Raw genomic sequence first — 24739 nt, forward strand, 5'->3', positions numbered from 1 at the left:
CCGCACGTGGTGGCGCTTCGACCAGGGCTGAGGGGAGACTGAGATCGGATCGTCCCGGCGCGAGCCACGCGCCGCCGGCGTACAAGGAGGCATCAACCGTGCCGCATGTCCTGGTTCTCAATGCGTCGTACGAGCCGCTCGGCGTCGTACCGCTCCGCCGCGCGCTCGTCCTCGTCCTCGAGAACAAGGCCATCTGCCTCGAGGAGTCCGGCGCCTTCATGCACAGTGCCACCCGTGCCGTCCCGGCACCCAGCGTCGTCCGTCTGAAGCGGTTCGTCCGCGTCCCCTACCGGGGTCCCGTGCCGCTGACCCGCCGGGCGCTCTTCGCCCGGGACGGCGGGCGCTGCATGTACTGCGGGGCCGCCGCGACCAGCGTCGACCACGTCATCCCGCGCAGCCGGGGCGGGCAGCACGCGTGGGACAACGTGGTGGCAGCCTGCCGCCGCTGCAACCACGTCAAGGCCGACCGCCATCTGCCCGAGCTCGGCTGGCGGCTGCACCAGCAGCCCGCCCCGCCGACCGGCCTCGCCTGGCGGATCATCGGCACGGGGCACCGCGACCCGCGCTGGCTGCCGTACTTGCAACCGTTCGGCGCGGACGACGCGATGGCCCGGATCGACGGCATCTCAGCCTGAGGACCCGGGCCTCCGTCGTCTCCGGGGCCGGCCGGGCGCGCCCGGCCGGTCAGTCGTCCTGCCCGGCCACGGCGAACGCCTGGACCGACCAGAGCGAGTAGCCGTACTCGGTGGCCCGTCCGTCGCCCTGGACCCGGATGAAGCGGGTGTCCTTGGCGTCCATCCGCACCGACTCGTGCCCGCCCCGGCCGTCCCGGACGGTGGCGGCCGTGCGCCAGGTGCGGCCGTCGGCGGAGACCTGTATGCGGTAGCGGGAGGCGTACGCGTCCTGCCAGTCCAGCACCACCTGGCCGAGCCGGACCGGGGCGGGCAGCTCCGCCTGCCACCAGGCACCGTCCTCGGCCGGTGAGGACCAGCGGGTCGCGGGGTCGCCGTCCGACGCGGCCGACGCCGGGAAGTCCGCGGTCTCGTCGCCGGACGAGGAGGCGGTGGCCGTGCGCAGCAGATCGGGGCCCGCCGTGCGCGGACAGGCCCGGACGGTCAGGGTGGTCTCCTCGGCGCCGAAGGAGAACGGCACCTCGTACTCACCCGCGGGGGTGCCCGCGGGCACGGTGATCTCGACCGGCACCTCGGTGCCGGTTCCGCGCGGCACCGTCGTCTGCTTCGGCACCCGCACCTCGATGCCCTTGGGCGCCTTCGCCCTGAGCGCGCCGCGCACCTCGGCCGGGCGGCGGGCGGACAGCTTCGCCGCCACCTGCTGGGGACCGCCGCCGATCACCGCGTCCGTCGCCCGGCGGGCCAGGTCGAGCCGGGCGGCCGGCTCGTCGCCGAACCACGGCACGAGCGAGCGCACCCGGGGGGCGGGCCCGGCGGACGGGGCGACCCCCGCCAGCGAGGGAATGACCAGGGCAGGTGACCCGGCGAGCGCCGGGGTGGCGGCCGGCCAGCTGATCCGGATCGCGTCGGCCCGCAGCCCCCGGCCCGGTGCCTGGGTCCAGCCGCTCTCCGAGAGCGGGCCGAGCAGCTGCCAGCCCTCGCCCGGCACGTGCGCCTGGACCGTGGCCACGGCCGCCGACCCGCCGCCGGGCAGGGTCGTCGCGGTGACGGCCTCCAGCGGGCGGGCCCGCTCCAGCCGCACCGTGTAGCTGCCGGGGGCCTCGGTCGCCGTGCCGCCGGCGCGGTCCGTGCCGGTCCAGGCGTCGGCCTCCTTGCGGGCCCGGTCCAGGAACGGGCCGAGCACGCCCTTGCCGACCGTCGCCCCGCCCGCCTTCACGGCGGCGCGCACCGGCTCCAGGGCCAGGGACGCCTGCCAGGCGGCCGCCCCGTCGCCGCGCGCCTGGGCCTGGAGCAGATCCACGGCCAGCTCGCCCGCCCTGCCGTAGCGGGACAACTGCTCGCTCCAGGGGCGCACTTCGTTGTCGAGCCGCCCGTCGGCCGGTCCGGCGAGCCGCTGCGGGGTCTCGCGCATCACGGTGAACGCGGCCCGCAGCCGCCGCGCCGCCGCGTCGCGCGCCGGGGCGTCGGCCGCCTTGCGGGTCTTCCAGAACGCATCGAGCAGCGGCCGCAGATACGCCGACTCGGTGCCGCCCAGCACCGAGCCCGCGCTGTTGCCCGCCAGGGCGCGCAGCGCCTCCCGGCTGCCGGCGTCACCGCCCGCGAGGTCGTCGATGGCCGCCTGCCAGGACTCCTGCGGCTGGTACCCCCGCGGGTTCCAGGCGAAGTCGGCGGCCGTGAACAGCGGGATCCGGGACGCGGACGGCTGCTCCATGGCATTGGCCAGCAGCGCCGCCGAGCCGATCGCCACCGCCGGGTCCCGGCCGGTGTACGGGCCGAGGAAGATCCGGTCCTGCGCATAGTCGTTGACCGGGTAGTTGTCCATGGTGACCAGCGGATGGCGGAACGTCTCGCGTGCCCCGGCCAGTTCACCGCCGGTGATGGTCTTCGGCACGACCCCGACGCCGGTCCAGGCGACCTGCACCCGCTCGTCCAGCTCCTCGGCGAGCGCCGTGCGGTACTCGGTCGCCCCGTCCTGGTAGAACTCCGTCGGCATCATCGACAGCGGCTCCGAGCCCGGATGGCGCTCCGCGAGGTGCCGGGCCACCGCGCTCACCACGCGGGCCTGCGCCCTGGCCGCCGCCTTCGGGCCGCTGCCGAAGGTGTCGGCGTCGGCCGAGCAGTGCCACTCGCTGTAGCTGACGTCCTGGAACTGCACCTGGAAGCCCCGCACGCCCAGCGCCCACATCGCGTCGATCTTCTTGGTGAGCGCCTTGAGATCGCGGTCGGAGGACAGGCACATGGACTGCCCCGGCGCCACGGCCCAGCCGAGCGTCACATGCTCCGCGCGCGCCCGCTGGGCCAGCGCGCGGAAGTCGGCCCGCCGCTCGGCGGGGTACGGGTCGCGCCAGCGGGCCTGCCGGTACGGGTCGTCGCCGGCCGCGTACAGATAGCGGTTCTGCTTGGTGCGCCCCAGGAAGCCGAGCTGGGCCAGCCGCTCCTCCTGCGTCCAGGGCTGCCCGTAGAAGCCCTCGGTCATCCCGCGCACGGCGGTGGAGGGCCAGTCGCGGACGGTGACCCCGGCGACCCGGCCGCCCCGGATCAGCTGGCGCAGGGTCTGCACCCCGTGGAACAGCCCGTCGTCGCCGAGACCGTCCACGGCGACGGTGTCCCGGCCCGCGACCCGGCCGGCCGCGATGCGGTAGCCGCCCGAGGGGAGGTCCGCGCGCTCCGGCGCCTTCAGGGTGCGCAGCGCGTCCAGGGCGCCGTCGCCGCCGAGCCGGACGACGGGTCCTGCGCCGGGCAGCGCCTCGTGGACGGTCCGGACGCCCGCGTCGCGCAGGACCGTGCGCAGCGCGTCGACGGCATAGGGGTCGGCCCCGTCGCCCACGAGGAGCGTGACCTCGTCGGTGAGGGTGACCGCCGACCCGGCCGCCTCGATCTTCTGCGGCCGGGGCCACACCGGGGGCAGCGCGGTGCCGTCGGCACGGTCGGGGCTGGTCACAGCGGTGGTTCCGGGGTCCGCCGGGGCGGCGACGGCGGCCGGGGTGCCCGCGGAGAGCAGCCCGCCGAGCACGGCCACGGCGACGGCCGTCGCGTGCTTCCTGCGCCTGAGCGGCATGCCTGGACTCCCCTCGCTCCCACCGGTGGGCTCCGAGCCCACCACCCGCGCGCGAGGGTGTCAATGCGCGTGGTCGTTGTGGTGCAAATGCCCGGTGTGACGGGTGAGGTGACGGAGAGGTGAACGCCGTCGGACCACGCGAAAGACGGCGCCGAATGGCCGAAAACGGCGGACGTCTTGCGGACAACCGGGCCCCTGGGAACGGATTGTGACCCGGAGCACGTTGAACTCGTTGTCGTAACGCCTACGTCTGCGGCCGCGTCCGCTGGGTAGGCCTGCTGTGTCCTGTTCCCCACGGCCAGGAGGCCACCATGCCCGCTGCCGCGCAGCTTCTGCTCTCCGCCCTGTCCAAACAGGTCCCCGGCCCCGCCCCGCTGATCAGCGCGTCCCCCGCCACGGTCCCCGGCCCCGGCCCGCTCACCAGCGAAGCGCCGCTCGCCGACGCCATACCCCTGACCAGCGAGCCCCCGCTCGCCGACGCCACACCACTGACCAGCGAGCCTCCGCTCGCCGTCCTCGCCCCCCTGACCAGCGAGCCGGCCACCTCCGGCAGCGCGTGGGGCATGGAGTCCCCAGGAGTCTGAATGGGCTTGTCCCGGCTCGCCGCACTGCACGGCGTCGCCACCTCCTTCTCCCCGTCCGCAGAGGTCACGGTGCCGGTCCCCGACGGCACCGTCGTCGCGGTGCTCGGCGCGCTCGGTGTCGACGCCACCACGCCCGAAGCGGTACGGGAAGCGCTCGACGCCGCCGAGTCGGCCGCCCGCTCCCGGCTGCTGCCGCCCACGGTGGTGGTCTGGTCCGGTGAGCCGCTGCCCCCGGCCCTGACCGGACTGCCGCCCGGCACGGAGCTGACCCTCCACCCCGAGGAGCCCGCCGCCGCCCCGCCGCCGCGCATGCGGATCCCCGCCGGGTGTACGGATCCGGCCGTTTCCCCGGACGGTGCGCCGCCCGCCCCCGAAGGCGGGACGCCCGCCCCGGACGCCGTGTCCACGGCGGCGCCCGCGCCCGCCTGGTGGGCCGAACCGCCCCTCGGGGTGCACCGGCTGACCGCCCGCGCCCCCGGCCGCCCCGACAGCTCCTGCACGCTCGTCGTGGCCCCCGCCCGCGTCCCCCAGCCGCCCGGGCGCAGCCACGGCTTCCTCGTCCAGCTCTACTCCCTGCTCTCCGCCCGCTCCTGGGGCATGGGGGACCTCGGCGACCTGGCCGACCTCGCCTCCTGGTCCGGCCGCTGCCTCGGGGCCGGCTTCGTCCAGATCAATCCGCTGCACGCGGCGGTCCTCGGCGACCCCACCGACCCCTCGCCGTACCGCCCGTCCTCGCGGCGCTTCGCGGACCCCGTGCACCTGCGCATCGAGTCCGTCCCGGAGTACGGCCACGCGGCCGATCCGGCCGCCCTCGACGAACTGCGCCGCAGGGCGGCCGAGCTGAGCGACGCCGTGCTCACCAAGGGCGCGCTCATCGACCGCGACGCCGTCTGGGCGCTCAAGCGGCAGGCCCTGGACCACCTCGTCGCCGTCCCCCTCACCCCGGGCCGCCGCGCCGCCTACTGCGACTTCCTCGCCGAACAGGGCCAGGCCCTGGAGGACCACGCCCTGTGGTGCGCCCTCGCCGAGGTGTACGGCTCCGACTGGCACACCTGGCCCGCGCCCCTGCGCGACCCCCGCTCCACGGCGACCGCCCGCGCCCGGACCGGACTGCTGGAGCGGGTCGACTTCCACTGCCGGCTCGCCTGGCTGACCGACGGTCAGCTCGCCGCGGCCCAGCGGGCCGCCCGGGACGCCGGAATGGCCGTCGGCATCGTCCACGACCTGGCCGTCGGGGTGCATCCCGGCGGCGCCGACACCTGGGCCCAGCAGGACGCCTTCGCCCGCGGGATGTCCGTCGGCGCGCCCCCGGACGCCTTCAACGCGCGCGGCCAGGACTGGGGCCTGCCGCCCTGGCGCCCCGACGCCCTCGCCGCGTCCGGCTACGCCCCGTACCGAGGCCTGCTGCGCGGGCTCCTCGCCCACGCGGGCGCGCTGCGCATCGACCACGTCATGGGGCTCTTCCGGCTCTGGTGGGTGCCCGAGGGGCGGCCGCCCACCGAGGGCACCTATGTCACCCACGACGCCGAGGCGATGCTCGCCGTCCTGGTCCTGGAGGCGCACCGGGCCGGCACCGTCGTCATAGGGGAGGACCTCGGCACCGTGGAGCCCGGCGTCCGCGAGGCCCTCGCCCGGCGCGGTGTCCTCGGCACCTCCGTGCTCTGGTTCGAGCGGGACTGGTCGGGCAACGGCCGCCCGCTCGCCCCCGAGGACTGGCGCGAGGACTGCCTCGCCACCGCCACCACCCACGACCTGCCCTCCACCGCGGCCCGGCTGACCGGCGACCATGTGACGCTGCGCCACCGCCTCGGGCTGCTCACCCGCTCCCTGGACGAGGAGCGCACGGAGGACGGCGCCGACACGGCCGAGTGGCTCGCCCTGCTCACCAGGCTCGGCCTGCTCCCCGAGGGCGGCAACGACGAGGAGGCGGCCGTCCGCGCCGTCCACCGCTTCCTGCTGCGCACCCCTGCCCGGATGGCCGGGGTCTGGCTCCCCGACACCATCGGGGACCGCCGCCCGCAGAACCTCCCGGGTACCTGGGACCAGTACCCCAACTGGCGGCTGCCCATCGCCGACGCCGGCGGCCACCCCGTCACCCTGGAGGAACTAGCCGCCTCGCCCCGGCTGCACCGGCTGATGGACGTCCTCAGGCCCCGCCAGGATCCGCCCGGGACCCGTACGGCACCCCCGGGCGCGCGGCCCTCGTAGGCGTTCGCTACGTTTGCACCGTGGACAAGAAGAACGCAATGCGCGCCGGCGCCGTCGCCGCCGGAACGACGCTGATGATGCTGCTGATGTCGTCCCCCGCGCTCGCTCTCACCCCCGACGACGGCGACGACCCGGGCTCCGGCCTGAGCGTGATCGACACGATCGGTCTGTTCGTCGTGGCGCCCATCGTCCTGTTCGCGGTCATCGCGGGCCTGGTCATGGTCCTCGACAAGTCCAAGAAGCAGGTCTAGTCCCACCCCGTACCTCCCGGGTGCGCCGCGCGGCAGCGAGTACCGCGCGGCGCATTCGCATGTCCGGAGGCGGGAGCGGTGCGGGGGAGCGGGCCCGGCGCCCCGGTAGGTTGCGGCCATGACCGAGTGGGACGTCAAGAAGCTCCGCATCCTGCGCACCCTGCGCGACCGGGGCACCGTCACCGCGACCGCCGACGCCCTGCTGATGACCCCGTCGGCCGTCTCCCAGCAGCTCTCCAACCTGGCGAAACAGCTCGGGGTGCCGCTCCTGGAGGCGCAGGGCCGGCGCGTCCGGCTCACCGACGCCGCCCATCTCGTCCTGCGGCACGCCGAGGCGGTCTTCGCCCAACTGGAGCGCGCCGACGCCGAACTGACCGGCTATCTGCGCGGCGAGGCGGGCGAGGTGCGGATCGCCGCGTTCGCCACCGCCGTGCCCGCCCTGGTCGTCCCGGCCGTGCAGCGGCTGCGCGCCGAGGACCGGCCCGGCCCCGACATCCGGGTGCGCGAGGCCGAGGCCGGGCAGGCCTACGAACTCCTCGCCGCCGGGGAGGTGGACGTGGCGCTCTCGCTGGCCGCCCATGCCCCGACGGCCCGCGACCCCCGGTTCGCGGTGCTGCCGCTGCTCGCCGAGCCGCTCGACGTGGCGCTGCCGGCCGGCCACCGGCTCGCGGGCGCCCCCGGCCTGCGGCTGGCCGACCTCTCCGCCGAACCCTGGATCTTCGGCGGCTCCGGCCCCTGGTCCGAGATCACCACCGCCGCCTGCGAGGCCGCCGGCTTCGTCCCCGAGCAGGCCCACAGCGCCTCCGGGTGGACCGCGATCCTCGCCATGGTGGAGGCGGACATGGGCGTCGCCCTCATCCCGCGCATGGCGTCGGCGGAGCGGCAGGCGCGGGACGGGGTGGTGATGCGGGTCCTCGACGCCGACCGGCCCCGGCGCCATGTGGTGGCCGCCGTGCGGCAGGGCGCCGAGCGCGGCCCGGCGGTCGCCCGGGTCCTGGCGGCGCTGCGTACCGTCGCGGAACCGTTCAGTTCGCCTTAAGGATCTGTGCGAAAACTTTCGATGGACCTAATGGCTTCCGGCGTACGACAGTGAAGCCATGACCTTCGAACAGAATGAGAACCAGCACGAGGACCCCCACGCCAACGACGCGGCCCCGTACGGCGGTGGTGACCCGTACGCCGACTACCGCACCACCGACCTCCCCTTCACCGACCTCGTCGACCTCGCCGACCGCCGGCTCGGCGCGGGCGTGATCGCCGCCAACGACGAGTTCTTCGCCGAGCGCGAGAACCTCCTCGTCCGGGAGCGCGCGGTCTTCGACCCCGAGCACTTCGGCCACAAGGGCAAGATCATGGACGGCTGGGAGACCCGCCGCCGGCGCGGCGCCGACGCCGCCCACCCCTTCCCGGCCCCCGACGAGCACGACTGGGCCCTGATCCGCCTCGGCGCCCCCGGCATCATCCGCGGCATCGTCGTCGACACCGCCCACTTCCGCGGCAACTACCCGCAGCGCGTCTCCGTCCAGGCCACCTGCGCGGAGGGCACCCCCGGCCCCGCCGAACTCCTCGCGGACGACGTGAAGTGGGAGGAGATCGTCCCGCCGACCCCCGTACGCGGCCACGCCGCCAACGGCTTCGAGATCACCGGCGGACGCCGCTACACCCACCTCCGCCTCTGCCAGCACCCCGACGGCGGCATCGCCCGCCTCCGCGTGCACGGCGAAGTGCTCCCCGACCCGTCCTGGCTCGCCACGCTCGGCACGTTCGACCTGCTCTCGGTCCTGAACGGCGGCAGTTACGAGGACGCGTCCGACCGCTTCTACTCCTCGCCGACCCAGATCATCCTGCCCGGCACCTCCCGCAAGATGGACGACGGCTGGGAGAACCGCCGCCGCCGGGTCCGCGGCACCAACGACTGGGTCCGCTTCCGGCTGCCCGCCCAGGGCGCGGTCCGCGCGATCGAGATCGACACCGCCTACCTCAAGGGCAACGCGGCCGGCTGGATCGCCCTCCAGGGCCGCAACGGCGAGACGGGCGAGTGGTTCGAGATCATCCCCCGCACCCGCCTCCAGCCCGACACCCTGCACCGCTTCCCGCTGCGCGCCCAGGCCGTGGTCACCCACGTCCGGCTCGACGCCTTCCCCGACGGCGGCGTCGCCCGGATGCGCCTGCACGGCTCGCTCACCGAGTCCGGAGCGGCCGAACTCACCGCCCGCTACGAGGCGTCGGCCGTCTGACGGCCGCCCCCCGCTCCCGCCCGGCGGACGGCTGCGCTCCTGCGCCCGCCCGCCGGGCGGGTCTCCACGGCCCGCACGCGAAGGGGCGCCTCCCGAAGGAGGCGCCCCTCATGCGCGTGCCGGTGCGGTGGCCAGGGCCGGACAGGCCCTAGGCGGTCGCCGCCGCGGCGTCCGCGGCGCGGGCCCGCAGCGCCCGCTCCACACCCGAGCGGGACTCCGACATCAGCCGGCGCAGGGCCGCGCCCGGCTCCGCCGAGGCCAGCCAGGCGTCCGTCGCGTCCAGGGTCTCCTGGGAGACCTGGAGCGCCGGGTACAGGCCGATCGCGACCTGCTGCGCCATCTCGTGGCTGCGCGACTCCCAGACGTCCTTCACCGCGGCGAAGAACTTCTCCGTGTACGGCGCCAGCAGCTCGCGCTGGTCGGTCTGGACGAACCCGCCGATGACCGCCTCCTGGAGGGAGTTCGGCAGCTTGTCGGACTCGACGACCGAGGCCCAGGCCTCCGCCTTCGCCTCCTCGGAGGGCCGGGCCGCACGGGCGGCCGCCGCATGGCGCTCGCCCGCCGCCGTCCGGTCGCGCGCGTACTCGGCGTCGATCTCGTCGTCGTCGAGCAGCCCGGTGGCGGCCAGCCGCTGCACGAAGGCCCAGCGCAGCTCGGTGTCGACGGCCAGGCCCTCGATCTCCTCGGCGCCGTCGAGCAGCGCCCGCAGCAGGTCGAGCTGCTGCGGGTTGCGGGCCGTCGCCGCGAAGGCGCGGGCCCAGGCCAGCTGGTGGTCGCTGCCCGGCTCGGCCGCGCGCAGATGCGCGAGCGTCGCGTCGGTCCACTGGGTCAGACCGGCCTCGCGCCACTCCGGCGCGGCGTACAGGTCGAGGGCCATCTTCACCTGGCGGTGCAGCGACTGGACGACGCCGATGTCCGACTCCTTGCCGACCCCGGACAGGACCAGTGCGAGGTAGTCACGGGTGGCCAGCTCGCCGTCGCGGACCATGTCCCAGGCGGAGGCCCAGCACAGCGCGCGCGGCAGCGACTCGGTGAAGTCGCCCAGGTGCTCCGTGACGACCCGCAGCGACTCCTCGTCGAGCCGGACCTTCGCGTACGAGAGGTCGTCGTCGTTGAGGAGGATGACGGCGGGGCGGGCGGTGCCGGCCGGGAACGGCACGGTGGTGCGCTCGCCGTCGACGTCCAGCTCGATCCGGTCCGTACGCACCAGCTTCCCGGCCTCGTCGAGGTCGTAGAAACCGATGGCGATGCGGTGCGGGCGCAGCGTCGGCTCGCCCTTCGCCCCGGCGGGCAGCGCGGGCGCCTCCTGGAGGACGGCGAAGGAGGTGACGTGCCCGTCGGAGTCCGTCTCGATCTCCGGGCGCAGGATGTTGATCCCCGCCGTCTCCAGCCACGCCGTGGACCAGGTCTTCAGATCGCGGCCGGAGGTCTCCTCCAGCGCGCCGAGCAGGTCGGAGAGCCGGGTGTTGCCGAAGGCGTGCGCCTTGAAGTACGCCTGGACGCCCTTGAAGAACTCGTCCATGCCGACGTACGCCACCAGCTGCTTCAGGACCGAGGCGCCCTTGGCGTACGTGATGCCGTCGAAGTTGACCAGGACGTCGTCCAGGTCACGGATGTCGGCCATGATCGGGTGGGTCGAGGGCAGCTGGTCCTGCCGGTAGGCCCAGGTCTTCATGGAGTTGGCGAACGTGGTCCAGGAGTGCGGCCACTGCGAGCCCTCGGCGTACGCCAGGCAGGCGATCGAGGTGTAGGTGGCGAACGACTCGTTCAGCCACAGGTCGTTCCACCACTCCATGGTGACGAGGTCGCCGAACCACATGTGGGCCAGCTCGTGCAGGACCGTCTCGGCCCGCGTCTCGTACGCCGCGTCCGTCACCTTGGAGCGGAAGACGTACTGGTCGCGGATGGTGACCGCGCCCGCGTTCTCCATCGCGCCCGCGTTGAACTCCGGGACGAAGAGCTGGTCGTACTTGGCGAAGGGGTAGGCGTAGTCGAACTTCTCCTGGAACCAGTCGAAGCCCATCCGGGTCACGTCGAAGATCGCGTCCGCGTCGAGGTACTCGGCGAGCGAGGGACGGCAGTAGATGCCGAGCGGGACGGACTGGCCGTCCTTCTCGTAGCTGCTGTGCACCGAGTGGTACGGACCGGCGATGAGCGCCGTGATGTACGTGGAGATGCGCGGCGTCGGCTCGAACGACCAGACGTCGTCGCGGGGCTCCGGCGTCGGCGAGTTGGAGATCACGGTCCAGCCGGACGGGGCCTTCACGGTGAACCGGAAGGTCGCCTTCAGGTCGGGCTGCTCGAAGCTCGCGAAGACCCGGCGCGCGTCCGGGACCTCGAACTGCGTGTAGAGGTAGGCCTGCTCGTCGACGGGGTCGACGAAGCGGTGCAGCCCCTCACCCGTGTTGGTGTACGCGCAGTCGGCGACGACCTTCAGCTCGTTGGAGCCGGCCCGCAGGTGCGGCAGGGTGATGCGCGAGTCGCGGAACACGGCCGCGACGTCCAGCGTCCTGCCGTTCAGCTCGACCTCGTGGACGGCCGGGGCCACCAGGTCGATGAAGGTCTCCGCACCGTCTTCGGCGGAGTCGAAGCGCACGACGGTGACGGACCTGTAGGTCCCGCCCTCCTGCGCCCCGGAGAGGTCGAGATCGATCTCGTACGCGTCCACGGTCAGCAGGCGCGCCCGCTCCTGTGCCTCTTCGCGGGTCAGATTCGTGCCAGGCACGCGGTCATCTCCTTGATATGCGAGTTTTCCGCCATCCTTCCACGTGACCTCGGCCCAACGCGATGTCCGTTTCCCGCCGGACCCCTCCGGACGGGCGCGCCATGCTCGTGGCATGACCAGCTACGAGGCACGCGCGATCGATCGGGCCGCGCTGAAGGAACTCCGCGAGACCGACGACGCGGGCCGCCCCTGCGTCCCGTACACCGCCGAGGACGCGGGCAGCCCGCTGCGGTGCTGTCTGCGGGGCAATGAGGCGGGGGAGAGGATCGCCCTCGTCTCCTACGCGCCGCTGCGGCGCTGGGCGGCAAAGACGGGGGCGCGGCCCGGTGCGTACGACGAGCAGGGCCCGGTCTTCGTCCATGCGGAGGACTGCGGCGGCCCGGCGGACGGCCGTACGGGCTACCCGTTCTCGCGGGCGGGTGCGCTGCGCACCGTCCGGCGCTACGACGCGCGGGGGCACATCGTGGGGGGCCGGCTCCTGACGGTTCCCGAGGACGAGGAGCGGGGCTACGACGAGGCCTTCACGGAGGCGTTCGCGGACCCGGAGGTGGCGTTGGTGCACGTCAGGGCCGTGGAGTACGGCTGCCTGCACTTCGAGGTACGGCGCCCCTGAGCGCCCCCGGGGGCTCCGCCCCGGACCCCGCTCCTCAATCGCCGGAGGGGCTTGGCCTCTCAGCCCGCGAGCTCCGTCGCGACCAGCTCCGCGATCTGGACCGCGTTCAGCGCGGCGCCCTTGCGCAGGTTGTCGTTGGAGACGAACAGGGCGAGACCGTGCTCCACCGTCTCGTCGACCCGGATGCGTCCGACGAAGGACGCGTCCTGGCCGGCCGCCTGCAGCGGGGTGGGGATCTCCGAGAGCTCGACGCCCGGCGCGTCCTTCAGCAGCTCGTAGGCGCGCTCCACGCTGATCGGACGGGCGAAGCGGGCGTTGACCTGGAGCGAGTGGCCGGAGAAGACCGGCACCCGGACACAGGTGCCGGACACCTTCAGCTCCGGGATCTCCAGGATCTTGCGGGACTCGTTGCGGAGCTTCTGCTCCTCGTCCGTCTCGAAGGAGCCGTCGTCCACGATGGCGCCGGCCAGCGGCAGCACGTTGAACGCGATCGGACGCTTGTAGACGCCGGGCTCGGGGAAGTCGACCGCCGAGCCGTCGTGGGTGAGCTTGTCGGCGTCGGCGACGACCTTGGACGCCTGGCCGTGCAGCTCGGCCACGCCGGCCAGACCGGAGCCGGAGACCGCCTGGTAGGTGGCGACGGTCAGCGTCTCCAGGCCGGCCTCGTCGTGCAGGGGGCGCAGCACGGGCATGGCGGCCATCGTGGTGCAGTTCGGGTTGGCGATGATGCCCTTGGGGCGGTTCGCGATTGCGTGCGCGTTGACCTCGGAGACGACCAGCGGGACCTCGGGGTCCTTGCGCCAGGCGGAGGAGTTGTCGATCACGACGGCGCCCTGTGCGGCGACCTTCTCGGCGAGCGCCTTCGAGGTCGCGCCGCCGGCGGAGAAGAGCACGATGTCCAGGCCGGAGTAGTCGGCCGCGGAGGCGTCCTCGACGGTGATGCTCTGTCCCTGCCACTCGATCGTGGAGCCCGCCGAGCGCGCGGAGGCGAACAGCCGCAGCTCGTCGGCCGGGAACTTGCGCTCGGCCAGGATCCTGCGCATGACTGTGCCGACCTGACCGGTGGCGCCGACGATTCCGACCTTCACAGGGACTCCTTCAAACGTACGAACGGTCACGGTTGCCGCTCCATGATGCGTATGTCCACGGCTTCCTTGTCCAATCCATTGTCCGGGGAGCGGACAGGACGCGGACAGCGCGGTGGGGCGGGCGCCCGTCGGACGCCCGCCCCACTGTCGTACGGATCACATGCTCAGGGTGACCTGGTTACGGCGTGACCTTCTCGATCACGACGCTGCCGGTGCCCGCGGCGGTGCCCCGCGCGTTCACCAGCTGGACCTCGCCGAAGAACTGCCGGCCCTCGGGGGCCGCTCCGGCCACCTCGACCTCGGCACCGACCTGGGCGGACGCGCCGGGGGCCAGGTTCACGGCCTTCGACTCGTCGACGGAGATCGTGCCGAGCGACGGCGCGTAGTACACGTCGCGGTAGTCGTACTCGGTGGTCCCGGCCGGGACGTCGTAGCCGTCGATGACGACCGTGTACGTGCCGGCGGCCGGCTTCGCCAGGCTGACGGTCTCCTCGGAGCCGGCCGTGGTGGAGGCGCCCACCTGAGCCGTCCCCTTGTAGACGTACAGGTCCAGGTCGGCGTTGGCGTCCGAGGTGGAGCCGATGGCGAAGTCGAGCTTCTCGACCCCCTCACCGATGGTGACCTCCTTGACGTACTCGCCGCCCGTGGAGATCGACGGACGCTCGACGTCGGCCGAGCCGAGCGAGCCGCCCTTGAGCGAGCCCGCCAGGTCACCGGCGTTGTTGGTGACCGTCCAGTTCACGGACGCCGGGGTGCCGATCTTCGCCTCGGCGATGGTCTGCACCGCCGGGTCGAAGGTGGCGCCGAGCAGCGAGACATCCAGCTTGTACGGGTTGTCCAGCAGCGGCGACGTGCGCCGGGCCTCGACCTCGATCTCCCAGACACCGGCCTGCGGGTCGGCGTACGAGCGCACGTCGGGGCGGCAGGTGTTGGCCGGGTTCTCGTAGTTCGGGTAGCAGAACGGCGTCCCGCTGTCCTCCACCGCGACCCCGTACGGGTGGATGGAGATGAAGCGGGTCTGGCTGCCCGAGCGCAGGGCGCTCATGGCGACCTCGAGGGTCTTGGCGCCCTCCGGCACGGTCACGAAGTACGACGTGGTGCCGTTGCGCTGCACCGAGCCGGACGCCTTGAACGCGTAGCCCGGCTTCGTCAGCTCCTTGGAGACGACGACGGTGGCCAGGATCTGCTGGTCGATGCCGGAGGTCTTCGCGTCGTCGACCTGCAGGATCGCGCTGTGCACGCCCGCGCTGCCCGGCTTCGCCTGGACCTTGACCGTCACCGGCTTGCCGAGCGGCAGCGAGACGTTCTTGTCGCCGGTCAGCTTGAAGGTGCCGTCGTTGTACTTCCAGGACAGCTTGTGCTTGACGTTCTTGTCCGGGCCCGTGGTGCGGGTGACCGTGACGTCGTACGTCTTCTTCTGGCCGGCCTTGAGGCCGCCCTCGCGGTCGTAGAGACCGGTGCCGAAGCCCGGGGTCTTCAGCGCGAAGTCGATCGCGGTGTCGACCGGGGCCTTGACGGTGTACTCGTGCGCCGGGGCGCCCTGCTTCCTGATCTGCTTCCAGGCGTCGATGATGTTGATCAGACCGGCACCCTGGGCGTGCGCGGGCACTCCCTTGATCTGGGTGGCGGTGCTGGTCAGCGCGGTGCGCAGATCGGCCGGGGGCAGCTCGATGTGCTTCTGCTTCGCGGCGGAGAGCAGCAGCGCGGTCGCGCCGGCGGCCTGCGGGGAGGCCATCGACGTGCCCTGGAGCATGGAGTAGCCGGCCGGGAGGGAGTAACCCGCCTCGGCGACCGGGGAGCCGGGCAGCCAGGTCTGCGTCGAGTTGATCGACGCGCCGGGCGCCGTCAGCGTCGGCGTGAAGCCGCCGTCCTCACGCGGACCGCGCGAGGAGAAGGGCAGCATGTCGTACTTCTTGGTGACGTTGGAGCCGTAGTTGGCAGCCCAGGTCTCCTTGGAGATGGAGGCGCCGACCGAGATGACGTGGTCGGCGAGGCCGGGGTCACCGATGGTGTTGACGCCGGGGCCGTCGTTGCCGGCCGAGATGACCAGCTGGACGCCGTAGATGTCGACGAGCCGCTTGTACAGCTCGGCGCGGGCGTTGTTGCCGTCGTTGAGCGGCGGCAGGCCGCCGATCGACATGTTGACGACATCGACGCCGCGGTTCACGACGAGGTCGATCATGCCCTCGGTGAGCGCGATGTTGGTGCAGCCGCCGGACCAGGTGCAGGCGCGCGAGGAGACGATCTTCGCGCCGGGCGCGGCACCGTTCATCTTGCCGCCGAACAGGCCGTTCGCGGCGGTGATGCCCGCGACGTGCGTGCCGTGCTCGGACTCGATGACCCCGATGGAGACGTAGTCGGAGGTGTCGCCCGCGGCGTTGTAGACGACGCCCTTGCGGTTCTCCACGACGAACGGGATGCGCTCGACGACGTCGGTGCGCGGGTCGTCCTTGCCGAAGTAGGAGACCTGGTGCTTCTCCTTGTAGGGCTTGAGCGCGGTGTCGTCGGTGAAGTCACCGTTGTTGTTCAGGTCCACCCGGGTGGCGCCGGTGACCGGGTCGTAGAGCACGGCCCACACATCGGTGGTGTCGCCGTCGCGGTTCAGGTCGCCCGCCATGTCGCCGCCCTTGGTGGCGGCCTCGGCGAACAGGCTGATCCGGTACGCGCCCTTGGGGGCGGAGTAGGTGCGGCCCTTGTAGGTGAAGGTCGGGCCGGACACCGCGTCGGTCATCCGCAGCCAGGTGCCGTCGCCGTCGCTGACCGGGTCGGTGGCCGTCACCCAGTCGGTGATCTTGCGCTCACCGGTGGTGGTCTTCTGCAGCGCGGGGTGACCGAGGTCCACACCCGCGTCCAGCACACCGATGGTGATCCCGCGGCCGTCGGCCTTCGGGTTCTGCTTGACGAAGTCGACCGCGCCCGTCTCGAAGGACGGGTTGTACGGGTTCTTCGCCGGGGTCTTCTTGCCGGGCGCCGCGTAGCTGCCCGTCGACTTCACCTTGGCCTTGCTGCCGGTCGCCCGGTCGGCCGCGGGGGTCGGGTCGTCCAGCACGATCTCCTGCTTGAGATCGATGCCGTGGACGGAGGAGAGCTTCGACGCGGCCTTGATGGTCGCCTCGGCGCTCGCGGTCGGCACGGTGGCCCGTACGTAACCGAGCTTGTCGTACGCACGCCCCAGCACGGAGCCCTTGACGGCGTCCAGCTGCTTGGTGACCTGCTCGGTCGCACCGGGGGCGGTGGCGACCATCATCGTGATGTTCTTCTCGCCCTTGGCCTTGGCCTTGGTGAGCACATCCGCGTCGGCCGTGCCGAGCTTGTCCGCCGTGCCGGCGCCGGAGGCCGCCTTGACGGGCGCGGCGGCCGGGTCGTCGGCGGCGAAGACGGGGGCGACGCCGGTGGCGGCCAGGGCGGCCACCAGACCGGCAGCGGCGGCGACGCGGGCCGTGCGTCTCGCCCCGGATATGGAACTGGGGGATTCGGAGGTCATCAGCATCCCTGTATGTGAAAGAGAGAGTCCGGAAATCGGTACCGGATGACCGCTCACCCTTTCGTAAATGACAGGGCTTTGTGGAGAGTTGTGGGGGGCTAGTTGTGTACATGGCGGAATTCCGCCACTGCGGAGGAAGCGTCAGCGGGGACGAACCGGCGGATAGGTGACGGGTGAGCGCTCTCAGCGGGGGAGGATCACCACGTACGCGGCCGGCTCGCGGTCGGCCGCCGCCATCAGCGCGGTCCTTACCACCGTCGCCTGCTGCTCCCGGGCGTCGCGCAGCTTCTTCGGGGTGAGGTGGACGACGGTGACGCCGAGCCGCTCCAGGTGCTCGCGCCGGGCGGCGTAGGCGGACCACTCCGCCTCGTGCTCCTCCTGGCGGCGCCCGTCGGCGAGCCGGCTGTGGCGCGGGGCCCGGGTGTCCAGCTCCACGGCGACCGCCTGTTCGGGCCAGTAGGCGTCGACCCCGCCCAGATGCGGGCCGCCCGGCAGCCGCAGGTCCACATTCCACAGCGGTTCCGGCAGCCCGTAGGACCGCACCATGTCGTACAGCCGCTCCTCCGCCAGCGCCCGCCCCTCTGCGAGCAGCGAGTCCACCGCGGTCACCACCTGTGGGCGCCCGAGCACCTTGGCCCGGTTCAGCTCGCCGACCACGACGACCGGTTCGCAGTGGCCGCCGCGCACCGCCTCGGTCAGCAGCCGGCGTACGGCGAGCGCGTCCCCGAGACCGGCCACGGCGTCCGCCAGGGCGCGGGCCACCGGGGCGACCGGGAACCCGTCCAGCCGCTCGGCGCGCGGCAGTTCGCCGGTGCGCACCGGCCGTACGAACCCGGCCGGCCGCAGCCGCCGGACCCGGGGCACCAGCACATCGATCCGCTCCACCGCGGCGGCGGGCGGCGCGGCGGCGAAGCCGTACAGCGAGAGCGCAGCGAGCCCGGTGATCATCGCCTCGCCGTACGCGGGATCGGCGGCGCCGGGTTGCGGTGGCACGGTCCGCCGGGCCGGGGCGGGTGGCCGCCCCGCGTACAGCAGGGCGGACCGCAGCCGCTCCCGGCCGCTGAGCGGTCCCGGGTGCAGGACGAAGACGCCGGGCAGCGGCTGCTGCCAGGGCCCGTCCGCCGCGCACTGTCCGGCGGCCCGGGCGGCGGAGATGCCCCGCGCCTTCAACTGGGCGGCGGACAGCACGCGTCGGTGGGCGTCGGTGGTGGTGCGGAGGCCGCACGGGGGGAGCGGGGTGTTCTGGGTCATGCTCCGGTGTATCCCGCCGGCGGCCGGGACCTTAACCCCTGTTACAGGCCCGTCGACATTCCCGGACAACGCCGTCCTAAAGTACGGGCGTTCGACAACCGAAAAGGCCCGGCCCGCCGGGGATTATGAGGCCCCCGTGGGGGGCGCACCGCCCCCCACGGGCGCCTCCCCGCACGCCCCGCGGAACCCCTCCGTCAGGCGGCCGCGCCGTCGCACGCCTGGGCGCCGAGCGCACGGGCCAGGTCGTCCCGGGCCTCCAGCACCAGCCGCCGCAGCGCCGGCGCCGCCTCCGCGTGCCCGGCGAGCCACGCGTCGGTCGCCTCCAGCGTCGACGGGTCGTCCTGGAGCGCCGGGAACAGCCCCTTCACCACGGCCATCCCGATCTGGATCGACCGCTCGGCCCACACCCGCTCGATCACCTCGAAGTACCGGGCCGAGTACGGCGCGAGCAGTTCGCGCTGCGAGGACTGCGAGAAGCCCAGGATCGTGGCCTCCACCAGCGCGTTGGACAGCGCGTCCGACTCCACGACGCCCGCCCACGCCTGCGCCTTGACCGCCGCCGAGGGGCGCGAGGCCAGGCACCGCACCTGGTGCCGCTTGCCGGACGCCGTGTCGTCCCGGGCCAGTTCGGCGCCGACCGCCGCCTCGTCGGCCGCGCCGTGCGCGACCAGCGGGGACAGGAACGCCCAGCGCAGCTCCTGGTCCACGTCGAGCCCGTCGATCCGGGCCGTGCCGTCCAGGAGCCCGGACAGCAGCTGGAAGTCCGTGTCCGACGCGGCGACCGACGCGAAGAAGCGGGCCCAGGCGAGCTGGTGCTCACTGCCGGGCACCGCGAGCCGCAGCTCGCCGAGCGCGCCCTCGGCCAGCGCCCGGCCGCCCTCCTCGCGCCACGACGGCGCCGCGTAGTGCACCAGCGCGGTGCGGGTCCAGGCGTGCAGCATCTGGAGCACCCCGATGTCCGTCTCCCGGCCGGCGAAGGCCAGCACCAGCGAGACGAAGTCGCGGGCCGGCATCAGCCCGTCCCGGGTGAGGTTCCACAGCGCGGACCAGCACAGGGCGCGCGCCAGCGGGTCCGTGATGTCACCGAGGTGCGCGCGCAGCGTGGCCAGCGACACCTCGTCGAAGCGGACCTTGCAGTAGGTGAGGTCGTCGTCGTTGACGAGGATCAGCTCGGGCCGCTCGGCCCCCGCCAGCTCCCCGATCACCGTGCGCGGCCCGGCGACGTCCGCCTCGGCGCGGGCGTAGCGCACCAGGTCGCCGTCGGGGCTGCGCCGGTACAGGCCCACGGCCACCCGGTGGGGCCGCAGCTCCGGGTAGGACTCGGCGGCCTCCTGGAGGACGGCCAGCTCGGTGATCCTGCCCGCCGCGTCGTAGGTCACCACCGGCGTCAGCGAGTTGACGCCCGCCGTCTGGAGCCAGGAGCGCGACCACGAGGTCATGTCCCGCCCGGACGTCTCGCCCAGCACCGACAGCAGGTCGCCCAGCCGGGTGTTGCCGTAGGCGTGCTTCTTGAAGTAGCGCCGGGCGCCCTCCAGGAACGCGTCCCGTCCCACGTACGCCACCAGCTGCTTCAGCACCGACGCGCCCTTGGCGTACGTGATGCCGTCGAAGTTCAGCTTGGCGTCCTCCAGGTCACGGATGTCGGCCGTGATCGGGTGGGTGGAGGGCAGCTGGTCGGCGCGGTAGGCCCAGGACTTGCGGTTGTTGGCGAAGGTGATCCAGCCGTCCTCGAACCGGGTCGACTCCACCATCGCGAACACGCCCATGAAGTCGGCGAACGACTCCTTGAGCCACAGGTCGTCCCACCACTGCATGGTGACCAGGTCGCCGAACCACATGTGCGCCATCTCGTGCAGGATGACGTTGGCCCGGCCCTCGTACGCCGCCTGTGTCACCTTGCCGCGGAAGATGTACTCCTCGCGGAACGTGACACAGCCCGGGTTCTCCATCGCGCCGAGGTTGTACTCCGGCACGAACGCCTGGTCGTACTTCCCGAACGGGTACGGGTAGTCGAAGTTGTCGTGGAAGAAGTCCAGGCCCTGCTTGGTGATCAGGAAGATGTCGTCGGCGTCGAAGTGCTTGGCGAGCCCCTTGCGGCACAGCGCGCCGAGCGGGATGTCCAGCGTCGTGCCGTCCTCGAACGTCCGGCTGTAGGAGTCGGTCACGTAGTGGTACGGACCGGCCACGACCGCCGTGATGTACGTCGAGATCGGCTCGGTCTCCGCGAAGCGCCACACCCCGCCCTCGCGGGACTCCTCGGCGCCGTTGCTCCACACCGTCCACTCCTCGGGAGCCGTCACCCGGAAGCGGTAGGGGGCCTTCAGATCGGGCTGCTCGAAGTTGGCGAAGACGCGGCGCGCGTCCGCGGGCTCGTACTGCGTGTAGAGGTAGACCTCGCCGTCCTCCGGGTCGACGAAGCGGTGCAGCCCCTCGCCGGTCCGGCTGTACGCGCACTGCGCGTCGACCACCAGGACGTGCTCGCCCTGCGCCAGATCCGCCAGCGCCACCCGCGTCCCGTCGAAGACGGCCGCCGGGTCCAGCGCCGTGCCGTCCAGCGTCACCGAGGTCACGGACGGCGCGATCAGGTCCGCGAACGTCGACGCGCCGCCGCGCGCCGCGCGGAACCTGATCGTCGTCACCGAGCGGAAGGTCCGCGGACCGGACCCCTGCCCGTCCTCCCCGTCGGGCCCGCCGACCGCGGAACGGACGTCGAGATCGACGTCGTAACCGTCGACGGTCAGCAGCTCGGCCCGCTCACGGGCCTCGTCGCGGGAAAGGTTCTCACCGGGCACGAGCGCACTCCTTTGTGTCACGTTCGAATAGTTTGATCCTCCCATGCCGTCTCCCGGCCCGGCATGCGGGAATGGCCGGAGCGTCCTGCGGCGTTCTCGCGCACAGATGCGATCGGCCCGTTCGAGGAGAGACATGTCTGACAACAGCACGGCGACCGGCAGGACCCCCGTCGACTTCTGGTTCGACCCGGTCTGCCCCTGGGCCTGGATGACCTCCCGCTGGATGCTGGAGGTGGAGAAGGTCCGCGACGTCGAGGTCCGCTGGCACGTGATGAGCCTGTCCGTGCTCAACGAGAACCGGCTGGACGACCTGCCCGAGGAGTACCGCGACCTCCTGGAGAACAAGGCGTGGGGCCCGGTCCGCGTGGTCGTGGCCGCCCAGCAGAAGCACGGCGACGCCGTCGTCGGCCCGCTCTACACCGCGCTCGGCACCCGCTTCCACAACCGGGGCGAGGGCGCCACCCGCGAGGCGGTCGTGGCCGCGCTCAAGGACGTCGGCCTGCCGGAGGAGCTGGCGGACTACGCCGACTCCGACGCGTACGACACCGAGCTGCGCGCCTCCCACAAGGAGGGCATCGACAAGGTCGGCCAGGAGGTCGGCACCCCGGTCATCGCGGTGCCCGGCTCGGACGGCGAGCAGCTCGCCTTCTTCGGACCGGTCGTCACCCCCGCCCCCAAGGGCGAGGAGGCGGCCAAGCTGTGGGACGGCACGCTGATGGTCGCCTCGATCCCCGGCTTCTACGAGATCAAGCGCACCCGCACCCAGGGGCCGATCTTCGACTGACCGGCCCGGGGAGTGAACTCCGGACGCGGGGTCCGGCCGCGCGCGGGCCCCGCCCGGAGTTCACGGTCCCGTCACACCGGACCCTTGCCGCGGGCTCGAACTCTCGTTCATGATCTGCGGCATGCCAGCCGACGCCGCGCCGGAGCCGGAAGCCGCCCCGCGCCTGCCGCGCCGGGTGCGGATCGGCTACGGGCTGGGCTCGCTGTGCACCGGCACCTTCGCCACCGTGCCCGGGCTGATCCTGCTCTACTACCTCACCGACGTACTGGCCGTGCCCGCCGCCGTCGCGGGCGCCGCGGTGTTCCTGCCCAAGGCCTGGGACGTCCTGATCAACCCGCTGGTCGGCGCCGTCTCCGACCGGAGCCGGCTGCGCGGCGGACCCCGCCGCCCCTTCCTGCTGATCGGCGCCTGCACCCTGCCCCCGCTCTTCGCGCTGCTCTTCGCCGCGCCGCCGCTGCGGGGCGCGGCCGCGGCCGGCTATGTGGCGGCCCTGTTCCTGCTGGCCGCCACCGCCTACGCCGTCTTCCAGGTGCCGTACGTGACGATGCCGGCCGAGATGACCGAGGACCCCGGGGAGCGCCGTCGCATCCTCGGCTGGCGGGTCGCCTTCCTCGGCGTCGCCATCCTGCTGTCCGGGGCGCTCGCCCCGGCCCTCGCGCACGCCGACGGGGACAGCCCGGCGAGCTACCGGCTGATGGGCGTGGCGGTCGCCGCGCTTCTGGCCGCGGGCATGTTCGGGGCCTGGTCCACCACCCGGGGCGCCCCGGCCGTCGCCCGCAGCGAGGCCGAACCCTCGCTGCGGGCCCAGCTCGCCGCCGCCCGCTCCAGCCGGCCCTTCCGCCTGCTCGTCACGATGTGGACGCTCCAGGCCCTGGCCATCGGCGTGATGCTCGCGGGCGTCCAGTACTTCGCCACGTACACCCTCGGCTCGGCGAACGCCGTCACCCCGCTCTTCGCCTGCATGATCGGCCCGCTGGTGCTGTTCATGCCGCTCTGGAACCGGCTGGCCCGGCTGCGCTCCACCGCCCACGCCCAGTGGTGCGCCTCGCTGCTCTACCTCGTCGGCGCCGCGGCCCTCGCCTTCACCCGGCAGGCCGGACCCGCCCTCGGCTACGCGGCCGTCGCGGTCGTCGGCATCGCCTACGCCGGGCTCCAGCTCCTCCCGCTCACCCTGCTGGCCGACACCCTCGCCGAGGACGTGGCCCGCACCGGGAAGCGGCGCGCCGCGACCTTCACCGGGCTGTGGACCGCCGCCGAGACCCTGGCCTTCGCGCTGGGCGCCGGGGCCTTCGCCCTGGTGCTGGCCGTGACCGGCTTCCGGTCCTCGGACGCCGGCCACCGGGTGGTCCAGCCGCAGGAGGCGCTGAGCGGGATCGCGCTCGGCATGAGCGTGCTGCCCGCCGTGCCGGCGGCGGCGAGCCTGTGGCTGCTGCATCTGTACCGAGCACCGCTCAAGGACCGAGCCCCGCTGAAGGAAGAGCCCGCCCATGCCGACTGACCCCGCCTCCGCCGCCGACGTCCTCGCCGAGCTCACCGCCCTGCGCGCCGCCGACGCGCCGACCCGGGGCGGCCGCACGTTCGCGTACGTCTACGACGCCGGACTGGAGGGCCTCGACGAGCTGGCGGCCGCCGCGTACACCGCGTACGCCACCGTCAACGGCCTGGACCCCACGGTCTTCCCGAGCGTCGCCCGGCTGGAGAACGACGTCGTGGGCGCGGCGGCCGCGCTGCTCGGGGCGCCCGGCGCCCAGGGCACCTTCACCAGCGGCGGCACCGAGTCGATCCTCCTCGCGGTGAAGACCGCCCGCGACCACGCCCGGGCCGAGCGCGGCGTGACCGAGCCGCAGCTGGTGCTCCCGTCCACCGCACACGCCGCCTTCCACAAGGCGGCCCACTATCTGGGCCTGGAGCCGGTCGTGGTGCCCGTCGACCCGGCCACGTACCGCGCCGACGCCGCCGCCGCGGCCGCCGCGATCACCCCGCGCACCGCCCTCGTCGTCGCCTCGGCCCCCTCGTACGCGCACGGGGTGATCGACCCCGTCGCCGAGATCGCGGCGGCCGCCGCCGAGCGGGGCGTCCTGTGCCATGTGGACGCCTGCATCGGCGGCTGGCTCCTGCCCCATCTGCGGCGCGCGGGACGGGAGATACCGGCGTTCGACCTCTCCGTCCCCGGCGTCACCTCGCTCTCCGTGGACCTCCACAAGTACGGCTACGCCGACAAGGGCGCCTCCGTCGTGCTCCACCGGGACGCTGAACTGCGCCGTCACCAGTACTTCGCCCACGCCGGATGGCCCGGCTACCCCGTCGTCAACCCCACCGTCCAGGGCACCAAGTCGGCGGGCCTGCTGGCCCAGGCGTGGGCGGTGCTGCGGTACGTCGGCGAGGACGGGTACACCGCGCTGGCGGGCCGGGTCGCCGAGGCGTCCGACCGGCTGCTCGCCGGGCTGCGCACGACCGCCGGTGTCCGCGTGCTCGGCGACCCCGCGGCCGGACTGGTCGCCTTCACGGTGGACGGACCGGACGGCGCTCCGGACCTGAGCCTGCTGCTGCACCTCGCGGACGAGATGCGCGAGCGCGGCTGGTACCTCCAGCCGCAGCTGTCCTTCGACGGTCTGCCGCCCAACCTCCACCTCACCCTGACCCCGGCCACGGTCGGCCAGGTGGACGCCCTGCTCACCGATCTCGGCGCGGCCCTGGACTCGGCCCGCGCCCTGCCCCCGGTGGCGGTGGACCCGGGCCTCGCCGAACTGGCCGCCGGGCTCGACCCGTCGAAGCTCGGGCCCGAGGAGATCGACGCGGTCCTGGCCTTCGCGGGCCTCACCGGGGACGGCGGACTGCCGGCGCGGATGGCCCCGGTGCTGGTCCTGCTCGACGCCCTGCCCGGACCGCTGAAGGAGCGGCTGCTCGCGGAGTTCGTCGGGTCGGTCTTCCGGATCTGACACCCCGTCCGGCCCCGGCGGGCAGCTGTGACGCCACCGTGACGCGATATGTGACCTGGCACACAGCCGGGGCGGGCGGCCCCTGATCTTCTG

General features: G+C 73.3%; 16 protein-coding genes. 10 read left to right on the forward strand and 6 right to left on the reverse strand.

Features of this window, described 5'->3' with window-relative positions; all coding sequences use genetic code 11:
* The first annotated feature begins 98 nt into the window (after positions 1-98).
* Positions 99-635, forward strand: a complete 537-nt coding sequence (locus RLT58_RS23950) for an HNH endonuclease (RefSeq protein ID WP_018552807.1) — start codon at positions 99-101, stop codon at positions 633-635.
* A 49-nt stretch (positions 636-684) separates the two neighbouring features.
* Here RLT58_RS23950 and RLT58_RS23955 read toward each other — a convergent pair whose 3' ends face one another.
* A complete protein-coding gene (locus RLT58_RS23955) occupies positions 685-3690 on the reverse strand; it encodes a glycoside hydrolase family 84 protein (RefSeq protein WP_311312423.1) in 3006 nt (1001 codons plus the stop codon).
* Positions 3691-4001: 311 nt separating this feature from the next.
* Here RLT58_RS23955 and RLT58_RS23960 point away from each other — a divergent pair, with 311 nt between their 5' ends.
* The 5 genes from RLT58_RS23960 (at position 4002) to alc (ending at position 8970) form a co-directional block, all read left to right on the forward strand.
* Complete coding sequence (locus RLT58_RS23960) at positions 4002-4274, forward strand: hypothetical protein (RefSeq protein WP_311312424.1); 273 nt, start codon at positions 4002-4004, stop codon at positions 4272-4274.
* A complete protein-coding gene (malQ, locus tag RLT58_RS23965; protein WP_311312425.1) occupies positions 4275-6482 on the forward strand; it encodes a 4-alpha-glucanotransferase in 2208 nt (735 codons plus the stop codon).
* Positions 6483-6502: 20 nt separating this feature from the next.
* Positions 6503-6733, forward strand: a complete 231-nt coding sequence (locus RLT58_RS23970; protein ID WP_311312426.1) for a hypothetical protein — start codon at positions 6503-6505, stop codon at positions 6731-6733.
* Positions 6734-6851: 118 nt separating this feature from the next.
* Positions 6852-7772, forward strand: coding sequence for a LysR family transcriptional regulator (locus RLT58_RS23975; RefSeq protein WP_311312427.1), 921 nt, complete (start codon positions 6852-6854; stop codon positions 7770-7772).
* A 58-nt stretch (positions 7773-7830) separates the two neighbouring features.
* Positions 7831-8970, forward strand: coding sequence for an allantoicase (gene alc, locus RLT58_RS23980; protein WP_311312428.1), 1140 nt, complete (start codon positions 7831-7833; stop codon positions 8968-8970).
* A 148-nt stretch (positions 8971-9118) separates the two neighbouring features.
* On the opposite strand, the gene pepN (RLT58_RS23985) is transcribed toward alc, so the two are convergent.
* Positions 9119-11695 (reverse strand): aminopeptidase N, encoded by a 2577-nt coding sequence (gene pepN / locus RLT58_RS23985; protein ID WP_311312429.1) that lies wholly within the window; start codon positions 11693-11695, stop codon positions 9119-9121.
* Between the two features lie 112 nt (positions 11696-11807).
* Between pepN (RLT58_RS23985) and RLT58_RS23990 the strand changes: the two genes are divergently transcribed.
* Positions 11808-12308 (forward strand): DUF1203 domain-containing protein, encoded by a 501-nt coding sequence (locus RLT58_RS23990; RefSeq protein ID WP_311312430.1) that lies wholly within the window; start codon positions 11808-11810, stop codon positions 12306-12308.
* 59 nt (positions 12309-12367) lie between these two features.
* On the opposite strand, the gene RLT58_RS23995 is transcribed toward RLT58_RS23990, so the two are convergent.
* The 4 genes from RLT58_RS23995 to pepN (RLT58_RS24010) form a co-directional block, all read right to left on the reverse strand.
* Positions 12368-13396 (reverse strand): aspartate-semialdehyde dehydrogenase, encoded by a 1029-nt coding sequence (locus RLT58_RS23995; RefSeq protein ID WP_311312431.1) that lies wholly within the window; start codon positions 13394-13396, stop codon positions 12368-12370.
* 178 nt (positions 13397-13574) lie between these two features.
* A complete protein-coding gene (locus RLT58_RS24000; protein WP_311312432.1) occupies positions 13575-16886 on the reverse strand; it encodes a S8 family serine peptidase in 3312 nt (1103 codons plus the stop codon).
* Between the two features lie 177 nt (positions 16887-17063).
* Positions 17064-18131, reverse strand: coding sequence for a hypothetical protein (locus tag RLT58_RS24005; RefSeq protein ID WP_311312433.1), 1068 nt, complete (start codon positions 18129-18131; stop codon positions 17064-17066).
* A 194-nt stretch (positions 18132-18325) separates the two neighbouring features.
* The gene (gene pepN / locus RLT58_RS24010) at positions 18326-20923 is read right to left on the reverse strand and encodes an aminopeptidase N (protein WP_311312434.1); all 2598 of its coding nucleotides are present in this window, start codon (positions 20921-20923) and stop codon (positions 18326-18328) included.
* 133 nt (positions 20924-21056) lie between these two features.
* On the opposite strand from pepN (RLT58_RS24010), the gene RLT58_RS24015 reads away from it, so the two are divergent.
* From RLT58_RS24015 to RLT58_RS24025, 3 genes are all read left to right on the forward strand, one after another.
* Positions 21057-21707: a mycothiol-dependent nitroreductase Rv2466c family protein gene (locus RLT58_RS24015; protein ID WP_311312435.1), complete on the forward strand. Its 651-nt coding sequence runs from the start codon at positions 21057-21059 to the stop codon at positions 21705-21707.
* 121 nt (positions 21708-21828) lie between these two features.
* Complete coding sequence (locus RLT58_RS24020) at positions 21829-23205, forward strand: MFS transporter (RefSeq protein WP_311312436.1); 1377 nt, start codon at positions 21829-21831, stop codon at positions 23203-23205.
* A complete protein-coding gene (locus RLT58_RS24025; protein WP_311312437.1) occupies positions 23195-24646 on the forward strand; it encodes a pyridoxal phosphate-dependent decarboxylase family protein in 1452 nt (483 codons plus the stop codon). The genes RLT58_RS24020 and RLT58_RS24025 overlap by 11 nt, the downstream gene beginning before the upstream one ends.
* Positions 24647-24739 lie beyond the last annotated feature (93 nt).

Source organism: Streptomyces sp. ITFR-16, from assembly GCF_031844705.1.
Classification (GTDB): domain Bacteria; phylum Actinomycetota; class Actinomycetes; order Streptomycetales; family Streptomycetaceae; genus Streptomyces.